The organism is Pseudoalteromonas marina (assembly GCF_000238335.3).
Lineage (GTDB): Bacteria > Pseudomonadota > Gammaproteobacteria > Enterobacterales > Alteromonadaceae > Pseudoalteromonas > Pseudoalteromonas marina.
In genome coordinates, this window is sequence record NZ_AHCB03000005.1 from 746769 (window position 1) to 762721 (window position 15953).

The window sequence follows — 15953 nt, forward strand, 5'->3', positions numbered from 1 at the left end:
GGTTTATTTTCTCACAAGCTGCAGTTCAAGTGGTTCGGCTGCATTGAACGATATTAAATTAAGACCCGATTTAGTTAAGCGAGTAAGGCGCTTATTGAATGTATCTTCTGCATTTTTAGCAAAGCGCGCTCTAAAGGCATTATCCATTAGTGGCAAAGCAATATCTTGGCCATTTGTACTAACGCTTACAGTATTTTTATAAGCCGGTAATTGATGTTCAAATGGATCGCTAATATGACACCCAATAAGCTCGCAATGACGGCTAAGAATTTCAAGCTGTTTGAAGCTTGCATCGTCAAGAGAACTAAAATCTGATACCAAATACACTAAGCTACCTGGCTTTGCCAAATGATTAAGTCGCTTTAGGTTATCACTAAAGTTATTGTGGGCTTTTGCATCTATTCCCCCAAGGGCTTGCTGGTGGTTAGCACATAAATTGTGACAAAGCTTTAATACGGCTTTTTCTCGCGCGCTGGGTTTGAGCTCTAAATGAGCGTGCTGATTAAATACAATGCCGCCAATTCTGTCGCCACGCTGGCAGGCAGACCATGCAACTAAAGCACTAATGTGCGCAGCTTGCACTGACTTAAGCAAGAGCTTTGAGCCAAATAACATCGAGTTTGAAAAATCGGTAAATACAAATACAGGACGTTCTTTTTCTTCTTGAAAAAGTTTTGTATGGGTTTCGCCTGTCCGCGCTGTAACTCGCCAGTCAATTGAACGAATGTCGTCACCTTGCTGGTAATGGCGAACTTCGGCAAATTCCATACCACGGCCTTTATGCGGTGCAAGATATTGCCCTGCTAAAGTATTTTTAATTTTAACCTTAGGAGCAAGCTCAAGCAGTTGCGCTTTGGCTTTGTAATACATCAGCTCTTTTAGTGCTAAATTAACACCGTGGCTATGGCTTTGTTTCAGCCATACCTGAGGGTCTAATTGTTTATGCATAAATTAAGGTACAGCTACCAGTTCTACAATTCGGCTAATTACTTGATCTTTAGTAATACCATCGGCTTGGGCTTCGTAGCTCAAAATAATGCGATGGCGTAGTACATTATGAACAACCGCTTGTATGTCGTCAGGGGCTACAAAGTCGCGGCCCTGTAACCATGCAAGAGCACGTGCACATTTATCGAGCGCGATAGTGGCACGAGGGCTGGCGCCAAATTCAATCCAGCGGCCTAGTTGTTCATCTAATTGCGCGCCTTCTCGCGTAGCAATTATAAGTTGAACCAAATACTGCTCAAGAGGCTCGGCTAAGTACAAACCTAAAATTGCTTGGCGGGCAGCAAATAAATCGCTTTGGCTAATTTTTTGTAAAACAGCTTGTTGCTCTTTTAATGCTTCACCGCGCGTTAGGCGTAAAATGTCTAGCTCGTGCTCGGCGCCCGGATAACCAATACTTAAATGTAATAAAAAGCGGTCAAGCTGTGCTTCTGGCAGCGGGTAAGTACCTTCTTGCTCTAGCGGATTTTGAGTGGCCATTACTAAAAATAAGTCGCTAAGCGGATAGGTGTTTTTTCCTACCGTTACTTGGCGCTCAGCCATGGCCTCTAGTAATGCTGATTGTACTTTTGCTGGGGCACGGTTTATTTCATCAGCCAAAATAAGGTTATGAAATAAAGGGCCTTTCTCAAACACAAACTCGCTTGTTTGTTGGCGGTAAATATCGGTGCCAGTTACATCAGCCGGTAATAAATCGGGTGTAAACTGGACACGTTGAAACGAACCTTCAATCCCTTTTGCAAGCGCATTTACTGCGCGTGTTTTTGCAAGCCCTGGTGGGCCTTCAACTAATAAGTGGCCGTCAGCTAAAATAGCAATAAGTAGTGCTTGAGTAAGCTCTGGCTGGCCAATGATTTGTGTATCTAAGTACGTTTTTAATTGTGAAAATGCGTTAGCTGCCATAATAAGTGGACTGTCCTCGTCAGCTGGGTTAGTACCTAAATGGGTTAGGTTGCAAATACTGACCTATTTATAAGGTTTATAATAGGGTAACTCAAGAGTTAGACTGTATTTTTTAAAATAGTTCGTTATTTTTTAACGGTTTTTAGCGTACCACAAATCTTTGTAAATGCGTTTAAAAAAGCCTATTGTGTGATATGTAAACATGACTACTTTGTATAAATTTCAGTTTATCTATTGGCTTTAGCACACGGGTTGTTTAGAATCGAGGAAAACAAACAGGTCAGACCTGTCAGCGGGAGAGCATAAATGTCTGAGCAAAACATACTAAAAACACCAAAGGGTGATCGTATTGCCATTGTAAGTGGCCTTCGTACACCGTTTGCAAAACAAGCAACAGCATTCCACCATGTACCAGCACTTGATATGGGTAAATTAGTGGTTAACGAAATGCTTGAGCGATTAAATTTCGACAAGTCAGAAATCGATCAACTTGTATTTGGTCAAGTAGTACAAATGCCAGAAGCGCCAAATATTGCGCGTGAAATTGTACTTGGTACAGGCATGCCAGTTGGTGTTGATGCTTATTCTGTGTCACGTGCATGTGCTACCAGCTTTCAGGCAATTGCTAACGTAGCTGAGTCTATTATGGCGGGCTCTGTGAGTGTAGGTATTGCCGGTGGTGCCGATTCGTCGTCTGTATTACCTATTGGCGTAAGTAAAAAATTGGCAGGTAGCTTAGTTGATTTAAACAAAGCGCGTACTTTAGGGCAACGCTTACAAATTTTTTCAAAGCTGCGCTTAAAAGATTTAATGCCAGTACCGCCTGCAGTTGCAGAGTACTCAACAGGCCTTTCAATGGGTCAAACTGCTGAGCAAATGGCTAAAACACATAATATTAGCCGTGAAGACCAAGATGCATTAGCACATCGTTCACATTCACTTGCTACCCAAGCATGGGCTGATGGCAAGTTAAAAGATGAAGTTATGACGGCACATTTACCGCCATACAAAAGCTTTATTGAAGAAGATAACAATATCCGTAAAAATTCGACAGTTGAAGGTTACGCAAAGCTTAAGCCTGTGTTTGACCGTCAACATGGTTCGGTTACAGCCGCAAATGCAACACCACTTACAGATGGTGCCGCTGCGGTATTAATGATGAACGAAAGTAAAGCACGCGCGCTTGGTTACGAAATTTTGGGTTACGTACGTAGCTTTGCGTTTTCTGCAATTGGTGTGGAGCAAGACATGTTAATGGGTCCTGCGCATTCAACACCTATCGCATTAGACAGAGCGGGTATTACCCTTGCTGATTTAGATTTAATTGAAATGCATGAGGCATTTGCATCGCAAGCCCTTGCGAACATGAAGATGTTTGCTTCAGACAAGTTTGCGCAAGAAAAGCTAGGTCGTAGTAAAGCAATTGGCGAAATTAACATGGATAAGTTTAACGTGAATGGCGGTTCGCTTGCATATGGTCACCCATTTGCAGCAACAGGTGCTCGCTTAATTACACAAAGCTTAAACGAGCTTAAACGTCGTGGTGGCGGTTTAGCATTAACAACAGCATGTGCTGCTGGTGGTTTAGGTGCAGCCTTTGTATTGGAGAGCGCGTAATGACAGATTCAGTATTTAATTTAGCGGTAGACGAAAATAAAATTGCCGTTGTAACGATTGACGTGCCGGGTGAAAAAATGAATACCCTGCGTGACTCGTTTGCAGACGATTTAAAAGCATTACTTACGCAAGCACAAGAACATGCTGTTAAGGGCATGGTTTTTATCAGCGGTAAAAGCGATAACTTTATTGCAGGCGCTGACGTAAAGATGCTTGATAGCGTAGAAAAACGTGAAGATGCACTTGCTATTAGCGAGCTGTGTCATCAAGCTTTTTTTGATATGAAAAAACTACCATACACTACAGTAAGTGCCATTCATGGCGCTGCGCTTGGTGGTGGTTTAGAGTTTGCATTAGCGTGTGATTACCGTGTTGGTACAGATAGCGATTTAACTAAAATTGGCTTACCTGAGGTTCAACTAGGTTTATTACCAGGTGGCGGTGGTACGCAGCGTTTAACTAAAATAGTGGGTATTCAAAAAGCACTTGAATGGATGCTAACTGGTAAGCAAATTCGTCCTAAGCAGGCAAAAAAAGCCGGTGTTTTAGATGATTGCGTACCGCAAAGCGTACTTTTAAAAGTGGCAAAAGAGTTTGCTGCCAAGAAAAAGCCTCAAACTAAAGAGCCAAAGCTCGATAAAGTAAGCAAGCTATTAGAGTCAAACCCATTTGGTCGTAACTTTATCTTTAAAAAAGCAAAAGAAAACGTACTGAAAAAAACGGGCGGCCATTACCCAGCGCCATTGGCTATTATAAAAGCAGTACGAGCGAGCGTTGAGCTTGATGAGCTTAAAGCATATAAAACCGAGGCAGAAGGGTTTGCAACGCTTGTTATGAGTGAGCAATCTAAAGCGCTTCGTGGTTTATTTTTTGCAACCACCGAAATGAAAAAAGAGTGGCGCAACGATGACGCGCCAGCAGTGACTAAAACTGCCGTGTTAGGTGGCGGGCTGATGGGCGCTGGTATTGCCCATGTAAGTGCTGTAAAAGCGAAAGTGCCTGTTCGTATTAAAGATGTCGCAGAGCAAGGCATTAGCAATGCGATGAACTACACCTACAAAATTCTTGATAAGCGCCTTAAGCGCCGCATTATGTCTAAAGCAGATATGCAGTTAACAATGAACCGTATCACCGGTACAACTGACTACAGTGGCTTTAAACACATTGATTTAGTTATTGAAGCGGTATTTGAAGACTTAGCACTTAAGCAAGGTATGGTTGCAGACGTAGAACAGCAATGCCAAGAGAATACAATTTTTGCGAGTAATACGTCATCGTTGCCTATTTCTCAGATTGCGGCAAATGCTACACGTCCTGAAAACGTAATTGGCTTGCATTACTTCTCTCCAGTAGAAAAAATGCCACTGGTTGAAATTATTCCGCACGAAGGCACGTCTCAAGAGACAATTGCACGTGTTGTTAATTTTGCGCGTAAGCAGGGTAAAACGCCAATTGTTGTTAAAGACATGGCAGGTTTTTATGTAAACCGCATACTTGCACCTTACTTAAATGAAGCGGCTAACTTAATGCTTGCTGGTGAGCCAATTGAAAAAATTGATGCAGCCCTTGTTGAGTTTGGTTTCCCAGTAGGTCCGCTTGCATTACTTGACGAAGTAGGTATTGATATTGGCTCTAAGATCGCACCTATTCTTGAAAAAGAATTAGGAGAGCGCTTTAAAGGACCTGATGCCTTTTCACGTATGATTGATTCAAAACGCCTTGGCCGTAAAACGGGTCGTGGTTTTTATGATTACGAGAAAAAAGGCAAAAAAGTTGACGAGTCAGTGTACGAGTTGCTGGGTGTAACGCCTAATTCACGTTTAAACAAAAGTGAAATTGCTCAGCGTTGTGTAGCGCAAATGCTTAATGAAGCTGCGCGTTGTTTAGATGAGGGCATTATTGCAAGCCCACGTGATGGTGATATTGGCGCTATTTTTGGTATTGGCTTCCCGCCATTCCTAGGTGGTCCATTTAGCTACATGGATAAACTCGGTACGAGCAAAGTAAGTTCGGATATGTCTACGCTTGCTAATAGCAACGCTATATTTGCACCCTGTGAGTCGTTAGTATCAATGGCTGAGTCAGGTGAAACGTTTTATGGCGAGAAGCCAACACAAAACGAAACTGTTGCTGAAGTAGTAAAGCTAGAAACATCAGAGCAAGAAGCAGACGTTGTGCCTGAAGAGCAATCAGACGTTGCTAAAGATGACACTAAATAACGTTTAGCACGTATTAAAAAACCGCATTTTATATGCGGTTTTTTTGTGTCCTAACTAGGCTAAGTAACAGGCTTATAAGTAAGCTTAATCAGCATTTAAATGTTGCGCTATCATGTTACGGTCTTTTTCAGGCATGTTTTCCACGACTAAATTAAACGAATTATCAATCATGCGTTCAATTTCACCTTGGGGGATTGAACCGTCTAAAATAACCGTATTCCACAAACGCTTATTCATGTGGTAGCCGGGGATAACCGCGGGGAAAATATCGCGTAACGAAAGTGCCTCATCGGGATCACACTTTAAATTAAGCCACCAAATCACTTCACCGTTTTCGTTTGTTTCACCATCGTTACCAACAGCAAGTGTGGCGAACATTTTATGATTCACTTTATAGACATCAACCTCTTGAGCAAATGGTTTTGTAACCAACACAAGTGGCTTTTTGATTAAATACTCATGTACTTTTATTTGATCCATGATCCATTCCTTGAAGTCATACTAGGTAGATACACCATAGCAGTTTTTTAATGAATTGATTATATGTATTTTAGTATAAATATAGATTTTACAAGTCAATACAAGGTATAAGCCGTTTTAGCTCACTTTATTGTTGAACAAAGTTCAGTTCGTGGTATGTTTCTGGCAATTAAAAAAAATAATAGGATTTACACATGCCAAAGGCGAGTGAAGTAAAAAAAGGCACAGCTATTGAGTTTAATGGTCGTGTATTAGTAGTAAAAGATATTGTGCGCTCGGTTCCTCAAGGCCGTGCTGGTGGAAGCTTATACCGTATGCGTTTATACGATGTAGTAACCGGTGGCAAGGTTGATGAAACGTTTAAAGACAGCGATATGCTAACGCTTGCTGACTTAATTCGTCGTGAGGCTATGCTGTCGTACATAGATGGCGACGAATACGTGTTTATGGATAGCGAAGACTACACGCCGTATAACTTGAATAAAGATGCCATTAGTGAAGAAATTTTGTTTATCAATGAAGAAACCCAAGGGGTGCACGTTATTGTCATTGATGGAGCGCCAGTAGGGCTTGATTTACCTTCAAGCGTTGAGCTTGTTGTAGAAGAAACTGATCCATCTATTAAGGGCGCTTCAGCCAGTGCTCGTTCAAAACCAGCACGCATGTCTACTGGTTTGAATATATCTGTTCCTGAGCATATTTCAACGGGCGATCGCATTCGTATCAATACGGTTGAAAACAAATTTATGGGGCGTGCTGAAAAGTAGCGCTCATCAAATTATTAATTAAATTAAAAAGCTGCGGTTTAGCTAGGGTCTGTTAATCCTTCAAGGTTAAATTTGCAGCTGTCTGTTTGGTATGTAGGTAAGGCAGAGCCTATGTAGTGTGGTTATTCCCCATCAACTGGCGATAACGTCGCATTAATACTAAACAGCTGCAGCCCAAAGGGTTCTTGCTAAGGACTATTGACTCTTTGTTACCCAGTTTTTACTTAATCTACTAGGTTACAAACCTCGCGCCGCGATTAAATAGCCGCTGATTTGAACAAAATTTAATCTCAAAGATCAACAGCCCTAAATACGCTGCCTTTTTGTTAAAGGTGTATTGCTTTAAATTTAATCGAAGAAACGCTAAACTGAGCGCCAATTTAATTAGATAAGGTATGTGGTTTTGTGGTTTGTTTTACTTAGCAGTTTGTTTATCCCGCTTATGTACTTAGACACAATACAAAAAGGAATGCCCGTAAAGCGCTGGCTTGTGCTCAGTGCGCTGCTTGGCCCTTTGGCTTGGTTTTTATTTAACGTGCATTACAGGCGAGCCTGGCTGAGATATGTCGGTGTTAATACCTGCATGTGGCGCGCTTAGCTTATAGACGCCACATTACTTTTTTTAGAGCTAATTAAGCTTGGCGTTGCTTTACTTTGTTGTTGTTTTAAAAACTCAGTAAATTCGTCTTTAGATAACGGCTTTGAGTAATAATAACCTTGTACCGTTTCGCAATTAAGCGTTTTTAAAATGTCTATTTGATGTGCTTGTTCTACGCCTTCGGCAACGACATGCAAGTCAAGGTTGTGAGCAATCGTGACGATTGAATCGACCATATTTCGGCCGCGCTCGTTTTTCATATCATCAATAAATGCTTTGTCTACTTTTAGTGTATTTAGCGGAAACTGTTTTAAATAAGCCAAAGAAGAATACCCAGTACCAAAGTCGTCCATGGCTAAATGAATACCTCGGGCGCTTAACGAGCGCATAATATTAATGGCTTCGTTTGGATCATCCATTACTGTGCCTTCAGTGATCTCTAATTCTAAAAAGTACGATGGCAAAGCATTTTTTTGCAAAATAATATCAATACGCGACGTTAAATCAGGAAGGCTAAATTGTTTAGCAGACAAGTTAACAGCAACGCGCCCATTAAACAGTCCATCGTCCAGCCATTTTTTTACATCGCGACAGGCTTTGTTTAGAACAACTTCACCAATATCTATTATTTGACCTGTTTCTTCAGCAATAGGGATAAATACGCCCGGACTTATTATTCCTTTTTTAGGAGTAATAAAGCGGACTAACGCTTCCATGCCTGTTAACTTGCCCGTGCGTATATTCATTTTTGGCTGATAGTAGACTTCAAAGTGATCTTCTTTCAAACCAAAGCGCATTAGGTTTTCAATTTGTAAGCGTTTAACTGCTTGGCGGTTCATGGTGTCGTTAAAAAACAGGTAGCTGTTACCTTTCTTTTTAGCATGATACATTGCCGTATCGGCATTTTTAAGTAGTACCTCGGGTGTGTTTCCATCTTCAGGAAACAAAACAATACCAACGCTTGAGGTAATAGCCAGCTCGTGCCCTGCCATTTTAAATGGGGTGGAAATAGCCGCTAAAAACTGTTTTGCAGTGCGAGTGATTACATGAAGGTCGTTCGTATTTGACATTACAAGTGCAAATTCATCGCCTCCCAAACGATAAAACACATCGTTTTCGCGGGTGAGTTTATTTAATCGCATAGCAAGCTTTGCCAGTAAACTATCACCTAGTTGATGACCTAATGAGTCGTTTATTTTTTTAAAGTTATCTAAATCAAAAACAAGTAATGCATGGTGAGCGTCTTGCTGAACCAGTTTATGTAAGTTAGTAAAAAATAAATTACGGTTAGGCAGGCTTGTGGTGCGATCTCGATTTGATAAATTATGCAGCTGCGACTCTGCTTTTTTTCGCTCTGTTAAATCGGAATAAACAACCACGTAGTTAGTAATTTGGTTTTGCTCGTTTTTAATTTCATCAATTGATATTTCTATTGGCAGCAATACACGCTCATTATTGCGCAGTTTAATTTCTTGCTGAATATGCTCAGTTTGGCGCACTACATCGATAATGTTTTCAACGTAACTTGTATCGTATCCAGGCAAATTAAAATCTTTATTTAGGTATTGTTCGCGCATACCACCAAATAACGTTAAAAAACTGGGATTTATATCGACTAATTTAAAGTTCTTATCGTAAATTGCCAGCGCATCAGTAAACGACTCAACACATTTAGCAAACAGATTTAATCGTTCTTCGGTTGATTTTAACTGTGAAATATCGCGAACAGTGCCTGTCATTCTGAGCGGGGCTAGATTTGCATCTTTTTCAATAACCTTGCCGCGGTCAAGCACCCAATGCCACTTGCCAAATGTATCTTTAATTCGGTATGTGGCTTCAAAAAAAACGCTTTGCTCTGCAAAATGTTTTTTTAGTAGATGCTCAACATGAGGAATATCTTGTGGGTGTATAAGTCCTTTATTTGGTGGGAAACCCATAATAGTGGGGGAGTTCATCATGTATTTATCGTTAATACGAATAACTTCGCCTGTTTTTATATTCCAATCCCACAAGGTGTCACCACTGCCTTCAACGGTACTTTTTAAACGTTTTTCAGAGAGGCGAAGTTGGCGACGAGAGCGCCTAAGCTTGTATATAACAAATAATAGGTATGGCAAAGCGAGCGCAATAATAGCGCTCGACAATAACAGCAGAGTGTCTGAATTGTATTTAAATGAAGACTCAAATGCGTAAGTATCAAACGAGTAAGCAAGTAATACAGCGAATAGGTTTAGTTTTATTGTTTTTATTATCATTTTTTATTACTACTAATTTACTAATGACAATTTAAAACAAGGACATTCAAGAGTCAAAGAGAATGCGAGTAAACCGGTGTTTTTTGAGATTTATTAACTTTAGCGTTACTTAAAAGCTCGTATCTTGGCCTATCTTCATCAAAAAGTACCAGAGCATAATCTTTAATTTCTTGTAGAGTCAGCATGTTAAGTGCACAAAGCAATCGTTTTTGCATATCAAAATTATGATCTCTGTTACCTATGGCAAGCCATAAGCGTTGTGATCGCAAACGTAAGTTTTTATCTTTTTCTGCAATATGCGTTTTTAAACCATGCTTTTGTTGCTGCCAGCTATGCTCGTCTAGCTCATTGATATTACTTAAATATTGATTCACAAAGTGAGTATGGCGATGTAGCAAGGTTTTTGAGTCAAATTTAGGGGACTGTATATAAAAAGCAATGCCTGCCCGGGTGTTAAAAGGCGCGTAACCCGCACCAACCAAATAACCTAATTGTTGTGTTGTGCGCAACTCGTTAAAGTAGTCTTGGTTCATTAAATGATTTAACGCCATCATTTTAACTTTTTCGTTCACGTCATTGGTTTGTGCCTGGTAATACACAACCATGGCATGATCGTTACACGGTAACTCAATTTCATAACGTGTTGCTTTTTTTATTTCAAATAAAGGGCGTCTTAAATCGTCGATAGTTGTGGCATTCTGCAAATGTGCAGCCACCTTTTTTTGAAATTCTAAAGCATGATTTTCTTGCCAGTTACCATGTAAAAAAGACTCCACATGTAACGCCTTAAAAAAGTCTTGTCTAAATTCATTAAATTGCTGAAAACTTGTTGCTTTTAACGCTTCTGCTAAATCGTTAGGCTGTGGATTCCAAGGCATTAGTTTTGCACCTAAAATACTAAACAACTCACTAACAGGTTTGTTTTGGTTGCTGTTACGCCAATGCCTAACAAGTTGTTTTTTATACTCGGCAAAGCGCTTTGCACATATATCTACATTAAATAACGCATCTAAAAGTTCATCGACGAGTTCTAATTGGCTCGATGATAACCCTGCAGTATGTAGTGTAAGTCCCCCTTGGTGGGAGGTTAAATGATAACTTAAACCAGCCAGTTCTGCTGGGTAAAACTGCTCGCCAACACTATCCATAAATAAATCGGTAAATAAGCGTGTTAGCGCCATGTGCTTTACGTCTTTTACCGCAAAGTCAGAGTCCATAGCTAAATAAAAATGACCTTTCGCTACTCTAAATGTGCTGTCTTGTTTAAACCAAAAATCAAACCCCGGTTCTTTTACTAAAAGTGTGGGTTGCTCTTGGGGCTTTTCTATTTCGAAAAGCTCAACCTCTTTAGTGAGATATGGGTTTGCAGTGGGTAGGTACATATCTTTAAGTGGTTTATTGATATCACTAAGGGCATCAAGCCAACTAGGTGATACTTTTTCTACTTTATAGGGTGTGTTGTACCACGCAGTTTTATGCTCGGGTTCTACGTCAGGGTGAATGAGTACAATACGCATATTGTTAGGTTTTAACCATTGCATCGCCATTTCGTGCGTTGCTTTATTAAAGCCTTCCATTAGGTAGTCACCTTGTACATAGTTGCATTCGTCATAATGCTGCATATTGATGCTCAAACTACTTACCCAATCAATAAGTCGTGATTTTTCTTGGTTATCAAACGCAATTTGTAAAAGATTTTTTTTGTCTTGATATAAGCGGGGCAGCTTTTCTGTGTTGGCATTAATTAAACATATGTACTCAAAAAGCATTTCGATAATATCTTCAAAATATTCTATACCCTCATCGGTAAGCGCCATGCTGACATTAAAATCTTTAAAATTACTGCCGTTAATGCCCCCTCCCGCTGAAAGGGCATTTATCCAACCTTGCTCTTTTAAAATAGAATACAGTGAGCCTTGTCCTTCATAACCGAGTAAATGTGCAATAAAACTTACGGTTTTATGTCGGTAAAAGTCATCAATATTAGGCATGGCAAAACTAACGATTAGTTTTTGCATGTGTTTGTGTGGCTCTATGTGTAAAATTTTCCCTAGGTCTTGTTTTCGATAAAGTGGCTCGCTGATCTCAGGTTTTACAGATGCTTTATTTCCTAAAACTTGGCTAAAGTGAGCTTTTACCCAGGTTTGAAGAGTGTCTAGCTTTTCGTTTGCACATACTACTAATGTCATCCATTGTGCTTGGTAATGCTCATTAAAAAAGTCACAAAGTTCGTCGCTAATGCAGCGTTCTCTGTCTGCGAGTGTTTGCAGGTTACCAACAGAAAACTTAGCGAAAGGATGTGCAGGGTTAACCGTTTCTTTATGGGCCTGATAAATGCGACGGGCATCGTCCTTAATTTTTAATTTAAATTCTGCATCTATGGCATTACGTTCTTTTTCTGTCTCATTAGCACTTAACAGTGGGGCAATAAAAAAGCGGCTAAATTGTAGTAATGCGTGTTCAAACTCTTGATTGTTTATATCAAAAAAGTAGCAGCTGTGTTCTGTACCGGTCCATGCATTTGTGTTTCCGCCTGCTTGCGAAACAAAATTATTAAAACTTCCAGAATCTGGAAATTGGTCTGTGCCTAAAAAAAGCATGTGCTCTAAAAAGTGAGCAAGACCTTGCCTATCAGCAGGATCGTCAAAGTGGCCAGCATTTACAGCCATTGATGCTGCAGCCTTTGTTGAATCTTTATCTTGCACAAGCAATACTTTTAGACCATTGTCCAGTGTAAGGGCGCGGTATGCTCTATTATCATTGCGGCTGATATTCAAATGATGCTCCTGAAACTAAACGTTTACTTGATAACAACAGAGGATAACTTCAGGGCAGCAAGGGTGTGCTAAAAGATTTACCTGAATGTCGTGAAAGAACTATTTTAGAAAAAACAAGTTTATGTTGTTAATATAGCTGACAAGTGAGCAAACTGGCTACTGTTTATATTCTTTAATCGGTTGATTTTTTATGAAAACAATCTTAATAATGCGCCACGGCGAAGCTGCACCTATGCAGGCCGATGATGCGGCAAGAAATTTAACCCAAGTGGGTCATTTAGAAGCAAAAAAAATGGGGCGGTGGCTTGCCAATACGCAAAAACCGGATGCATTGTTAGTTAGCCCTTACGTACGAGCTCAACAAACAGCAAATGGGGTCGCTGAAAGCATCACGTTTAAATATAGCGAAACGTGTGCCGATATTACCCCGGAAGGCAAACCGCATGTTGCAGCTGATTACCTTGAAACACTCATCCAAATGCACCCCGAGTGTAATAGTTGGTTAATTGTAGCGCACATGCCAATAGTGAGCTATTTGGTTGATCAGCTTTGCCCTGGAAACATGCCTATATTTAATACAGGTGCTGTGGCTGTCATTCATTACAACGAAAATACGAATCGTAGCGAATATATAAATATAAACGCTCCTGCCGATTTATAAATTAAGAGACTAATATGGCCATTGAACGTCTTCAAACCGGTGCGCGAATGAGCCGCATTGTAAAGCACAACGGTACTGTGTATTTGTGTGGACAGGTATGCGCTGATGCTGAAAAGGGAATAACAGAGCAAACGCAAACCATGCTCGATAAAGTAGAAGCATTGCTAGATGAGGCTGGTAGCTCAAAAAAGCATATGTTAAGCGCAACAATTTATGTAAAAAGTATGGAATATTTTGCCGACATGAATGCTGTGTGGGATGCATGGGTACCAGAAGGTTATGCACCGGCACGCGCCTGTGTAGAAGCTAAAATGGCGCGCGATGCGCTATTGGTCGAAATTTCGGTAGTGGCAGCGCTAAAGGACTAATTTTGTATGAACAAAGCGCGGGTGGTACTTATAACCGGTTCTAGCCGAGGTATAGGGGCAGCCACCGCTGTTTATTTTGCGCGCCACGGATATGATGTATGTATTAACTATAAGACCCATTTAACTCAAGCAGAATACGTTGCCGATAGAGTAAGAAGTTATGGTGTACGAGCCGAACTAGTAAGGGCCGATGTATCTCAAGAGAGCGATGTTAACGATTTATTTTCACGTATAGATAAAGTATTTGGCCGGCTCGACGTGCTTGTAAATAATGCCGGTGTGCTTAAACCTCAAATGCCGCTGCTAAACATGGACGCAAAGCGAATTAACGAATTACTCACTACAAACATTACCAGCACATTTATATGTAGCCGAGAAGCCATAAAGCGTATGTTGCCCGGTAGCAGTATTGTTAATGTGTCATCGGTAGCGGCTAAAACAGGTTCACCTAATGAATACATTGATTATGCAGCGACAAAGGGCGCTATTGATACATTGACCATTGGTCTCGCCAAAGAGGTTGCTTGTAAAGGCGTGCGCGTTAATTGTGTTAGGCCAGGCCTTATTTACACTGATATGCACACAGATGGTGGTGAAGAGGGGCGGGTAGAACGGCTTAAAAGTAATCTTCCTCTACGTAGGGGTGGGCAACCTGAAGAAGTGGCTGCTGCAATATACTTTTTAGCCTCACATTCTACTTCATTTACTACAGGCACTTTTATTGATGTAGCTGGTGGCTTATAAATTAAAGTAAAACCGCTAACCAAAACGTTAAACTCACTACACTTAAGATAGTAGATAGCACCACCGCTCCTGCAAGCGTTGCTTCATGTTGTTTAATTTGACTCGCTATTAAATAGGCGTTTACGCCAACAGGTGAGGCACTTAATAAAACTAGTACGGTTAGTATTTGCGGGTCGAGCTTAAATATATACGACCCAATAAATAGTACGCCTGCCGGCAATATAATAATTTTTAAAATCGAGGCAATTAAAGCAGGTTGCCAGTTTGCTGCTATTTTATAAAACGCTAGGTTTGCGCCCAATACAAATAGCGCACAGGCTATTGCAGGGGTTGCTAATAATGCCAAACTGTCCGTTAAGTTTTTAAATAATACAATGCCCGAAACGTTAATGATTAAGCCACAACCAATACTTAAAACAATAGGGTTAAGCACCATGCTTTTGCCAAACTGTGACCACGAGAACGAACTGCTATTGCCCTTTGCCCCAATTAAATAGGTCAGTGCAAATAATAAAGTGCTGTGGAAGGTGATGATCATAAAAGCAATGGCTATTTTCTCTTTGCCCAGCGATGCAATAATGATAGGAATACCTACCAACACCATGTTTGAGTAACTAGCCGCAAGACCGAATACGCCGTGTTTTTGGTAATTTTTACTATTATTTTTATTCAAATAAAATCGGTCGACTAAAATACCTAATCCAAAAATACACAACGCCGGGATATAAAAACTTAAAAATGCAGAAAGACTAATGCTTTGCTTTAAGTCTATTTGCGACATATTCAATAATAAAAAAGCCGGCAAACTTATGTAAAAAGTAAATTTACTCAGCCCTGTAATGTGCTGTTTGTTAAAAAACGAAAGCCGGCAACAGCCATAACCCAATGCGACAATGAATATAAGTGGAAAAATAATAGAAACAATATGCACGTAATTACTTCCTAGTAATATGTTGGGTTAGCGTCTAAATTCATCGCTTTGTGGTAAGTTTATCAAAATAAGTACCGCGCCTTTACCGCCGTATTCAAGTGGCGCTTGATGCATTGCAATTACGTCTGGGTGCTGAACTAGGTACTGAGGAATTTTATGTTTAAGTATGCCACCACCAATTCCGTGCACAACACACGCACAATAATAATGTTGTTTTTTACATTCGTGAATGAGTCCTGCTAATTCATCTTTAGCAATTTCTTTGTTTAAGCCATGCAAATCAAGCGTTAAATCAGGTGCAAAGTCGCCTCGTCGTAATTGCTTAGGTAAATAAGTGTCGTGCCCTTCTTTTACATAATGGACAGTACCGTGGGTGTCTATATCGGGAATATATTCATCTGAGAAATAAAATTCAGATTGAGCCTGCTTTTTTTGCTGGGCAAATTGCTTTGCTTGTGACACCTTAGGCTTTGTATCAAAACGATGAGTATCTTGTTTAAATACTTTAGCGCCTGTGATCGTTTGGCGAAATAAGTCTATGTCGTCATTGCTTAGGGACGATGGTGATGGAGAGTCTTTTTTCATAACAATTACCTAAACAAAAAAACGTAAAAACGCAGCGCAAAAG

14 protein-coding genes are annotated in these 15953 nt (G+C 40.3%); 7 read left to right on the forward strand and 7 right to left on the reverse strand.

All coding sequences use genetic code 11. The features are described from left to right. Positions 1 to 3: 3 nt before the first annotated feature. Both PMAN_RS03520 and PMAN_RS03525 read right to left on the reverse strand, forming a co-directional pair. Positions 4 to 948, reverse strand: coding sequence for a DUF58 domain-containing protein (locus PMAN_RS03520; RefSeq protein ID WP_010555960.1), 945 nt, complete (start codon positions 946 to 948; stop codon positions 4 to 6). A gap of 3 nt (positions 949 to 951) precedes the next feature. Then, positions 952 to 1908, reverse strand: coding sequence for an AAA family ATPase (locus PMAN_RS03525; protein WP_010555961.1), 957 nt, complete (start codon positions 1906 to 1908; stop codon positions 952 to 954). A gap of 306 nt (positions 1909 to 2214) precedes the next feature. Between PMAN_RS03525 and fadI the strand changes: the two genes are divergently transcribed. Then, on the forward strand, positions 2215 to 3525 hold the full coding sequence (fadI, locus tag PMAN_RS03530) for an acetyl-CoA C-acyltransferase FadI (protein ID WP_006793342.1): 1311 nt from the start codon (positions 2215 to 2217) through the stop codon (positions 3523 to 3525). Beyond that, positions 3525 to 5744 (forward strand): fatty acid oxidation complex subunit alpha FadJ, encoded by a 2220-nt coding sequence (gene fadJ / locus PMAN_RS03535; protein WP_010555962.1) that lies wholly within the window; start codon positions 3525 to 3527, stop codon positions 5742 to 5744. Before fadI ends, fadJ begins: the two co-directional genes overlap by 1 nt. Before the next feature lie 84 nt (positions 5745 to 5828). On the opposite strand, the gene PMAN_RS03540 is transcribed toward fadJ, so the two are convergent. Continuing rightward, entirely contained in the window at positions 5829 to 6224 is a 396-nt protein-coding gene (locus PMAN_RS03540) for an MmcQ/YjbR family DNA-binding protein (protein WP_006793344.1), read from the reverse strand. Between the two features lie 194 nt (positions 6225 to 6418). On the opposite strand from PMAN_RS03540, the gene efpL reads away from it, so the two are divergent. Beyond that, the gene (efpL, locus tag PMAN_RS03545) at positions 6419 to 6991 is read left to right on the forward strand and encodes an elongation factor P-like protein EfpL (protein ID WP_006793345.1); all 573 of its coding nucleotides are present in this window, start codon (positions 6419 to 6421) and stop codon (positions 6989 to 6991) included. A 403-nt stretch (positions 6992 to 7394) separates the two neighbouring features. Then, the gene (locus tag PMAN_RS19100) at positions 7395 to 7589 is read left to right on the forward strand and encodes a hypothetical protein (protein ID WP_010555963.1); all 195 of its coding nucleotides are present in this window, start codon (positions 7395 to 7397) and stop codon (positions 7587 to 7589) included. On the opposite strand, the gene PMAN_RS03550 is transcribed toward PMAN_RS19100, so the two are convergent. Next, positions 7586 to 9844, reverse strand: a complete 2259-nt coding sequence (locus PMAN_RS03550; protein WP_010555964.1) for a putative bifunctional diguanylate cyclase/phosphodiesterase — start codon at positions 9842 to 9844, stop codon at positions 7586 to 7588. The genes PMAN_RS19100 and PMAN_RS03550 overlap by 4 nt on opposite strands. A 53-nt stretch (positions 9845 to 9897) precedes the next feature. Further along, positions 9898 to 12621 carry an insulinase family protein gene (locus PMAN_RS03555; RefSeq protein WP_010555965.1) on the reverse strand — a complete coding sequence of 908 codons (2724 nt, stop codon included), beginning with the start codon at positions 12619 to 12621 and terminating at the stop codon, positions 9898 to 9900. Between the two features lie 190 nt (positions 12622 to 12811). Between PMAN_RS03555 and sixA the strand changes: the two genes are divergently transcribed. From sixA to PMAN_RS03570, 3 genes are read left to right on the forward strand one after another with little or no spacing between them, the layout of a single operon-like run. Beyond that, positions 12812 to 13282: a phosphohistidine phosphatase SixA gene (gene sixA, locus PMAN_RS03560; RefSeq protein WP_010555966.1), complete on the forward strand. Its 471-nt coding sequence runs from the start codon at positions 12812 to 12814 to the stop codon at positions 13280 to 13282. A gap of 14 nt (positions 13283 to 13296) precedes the next feature. Then, positions 13297 to 13650 (forward strand): RidA family protein, encoded by a 354-nt coding sequence (locus tag PMAN_RS03565; protein ID WP_010555967.1) that lies wholly within the window; start codon positions 13297 to 13299, stop codon positions 13648 to 13650. A 6-nt stretch (positions 13651 to 13656) separates the two neighbouring features. Next, positions 13657 to 14394 (forward strand): SDR family oxidoreductase, encoded by a 738-nt coding sequence (locus PMAN_RS03570; protein ID WP_010555968.1) that lies wholly within the window; start codon positions 13657 to 13659, stop codon positions 14392 to 14394. 1 nt (position 14395) lies between these two features. Here the strand turns inward: PMAN_RS03570 and PMAN_RS03575 are convergent, their stop codons facing one another. Continuing rightward, a complete protein-coding gene (locus PMAN_RS03575; protein ID WP_010555969.1) occupies positions 14396 to 15325 on the reverse strand; it encodes an AEC family transporter in 930 nt (309 codons plus the stop codon). Positions 15326 to 15352: 27 nt separating this feature from the next. Then, complete coding sequence (gene smrB / locus PMAN_RS03580; RefSeq protein WP_006793353.1) at positions 15353 to 15910, reverse strand: endonuclease SmrB; 558 nt, start codon at positions 15908 to 15910, stop codon at positions 15353 to 15355. Between the last annotated feature and the right edge of the window lie 43 nt (positions 15911 to 15953).

Coding starts and splice junctions, on each gene's coding strand:
- PMAN_RS03570 (WP_010555968.1), top strand. CDS start 13,657: ATGAACAAAGCGCGGGTGGTACTTATAACCGGTTCTAGCCGAGGTATA.
- PMAN_RS03550 (WP_010555964.1), bottom strand. CDS start 9,844: ATGATAATAAAAACAATAAAACTAAACCTATTCGCTGTATTACTTGCT.
- PMAN_RS03540 (WP_006793344.1), bottom strand. CDS start 6,224: ATGGATCAAATAAAAGTACATGAGTATTTAATCAAAAAGCCACTTGTG.
- PMAN_RS03525 (WP_010555961.1), bottom strand. CDS start 1,908: ATGGCAGCTAACGCATTTTCACAATTAAAAACGTACTTAGATACACAA.
- PMAN_RS03520 (WP_010555960.1), bottom strand. CDS start 948: ATGCATAAACAATTAGACCCTCAGGTATGGCTGAAACAAAGCCATAGC.
- fadI (WP_006793342.1), top strand. CDS start 2,215: ATGTCTGAGCAAAACATACTAAAAACACCAAAGGGTGATCGTATTGCC.
- fadJ (WP_010555962.1), top strand. CDS start 3,525: ATGACAGATTCAGTATTTAATTTAGCGGTAGACGAAAATAAAATTGCC.
- smrB (WP_006793353.1), bottom strand. CDS start 15,910: ATGAAAAAAGACTCTCCATCACCATCGTCCCTAAGCAATGACGACATA.
- sixA (WP_010555966.1), top strand. CDS start 12,812: ATGAAAACAATCTTAATAATGCGCCACGGCGAAGCTGCACCTATGCAG.
- efpL (WP_006793345.1), top strand. CDS start 6,419: ATGCCAAAGGCGAGTGAAGTAAAAAAAGGCACAGCTATTGAGTTTAAT.
- PMAN_RS03565 (WP_010555967.1), top strand. CDS start 13,297: ATGGCCATTGAACGTCTTCAAACCGGTGCGCGAATGAGCCGCATTGTA.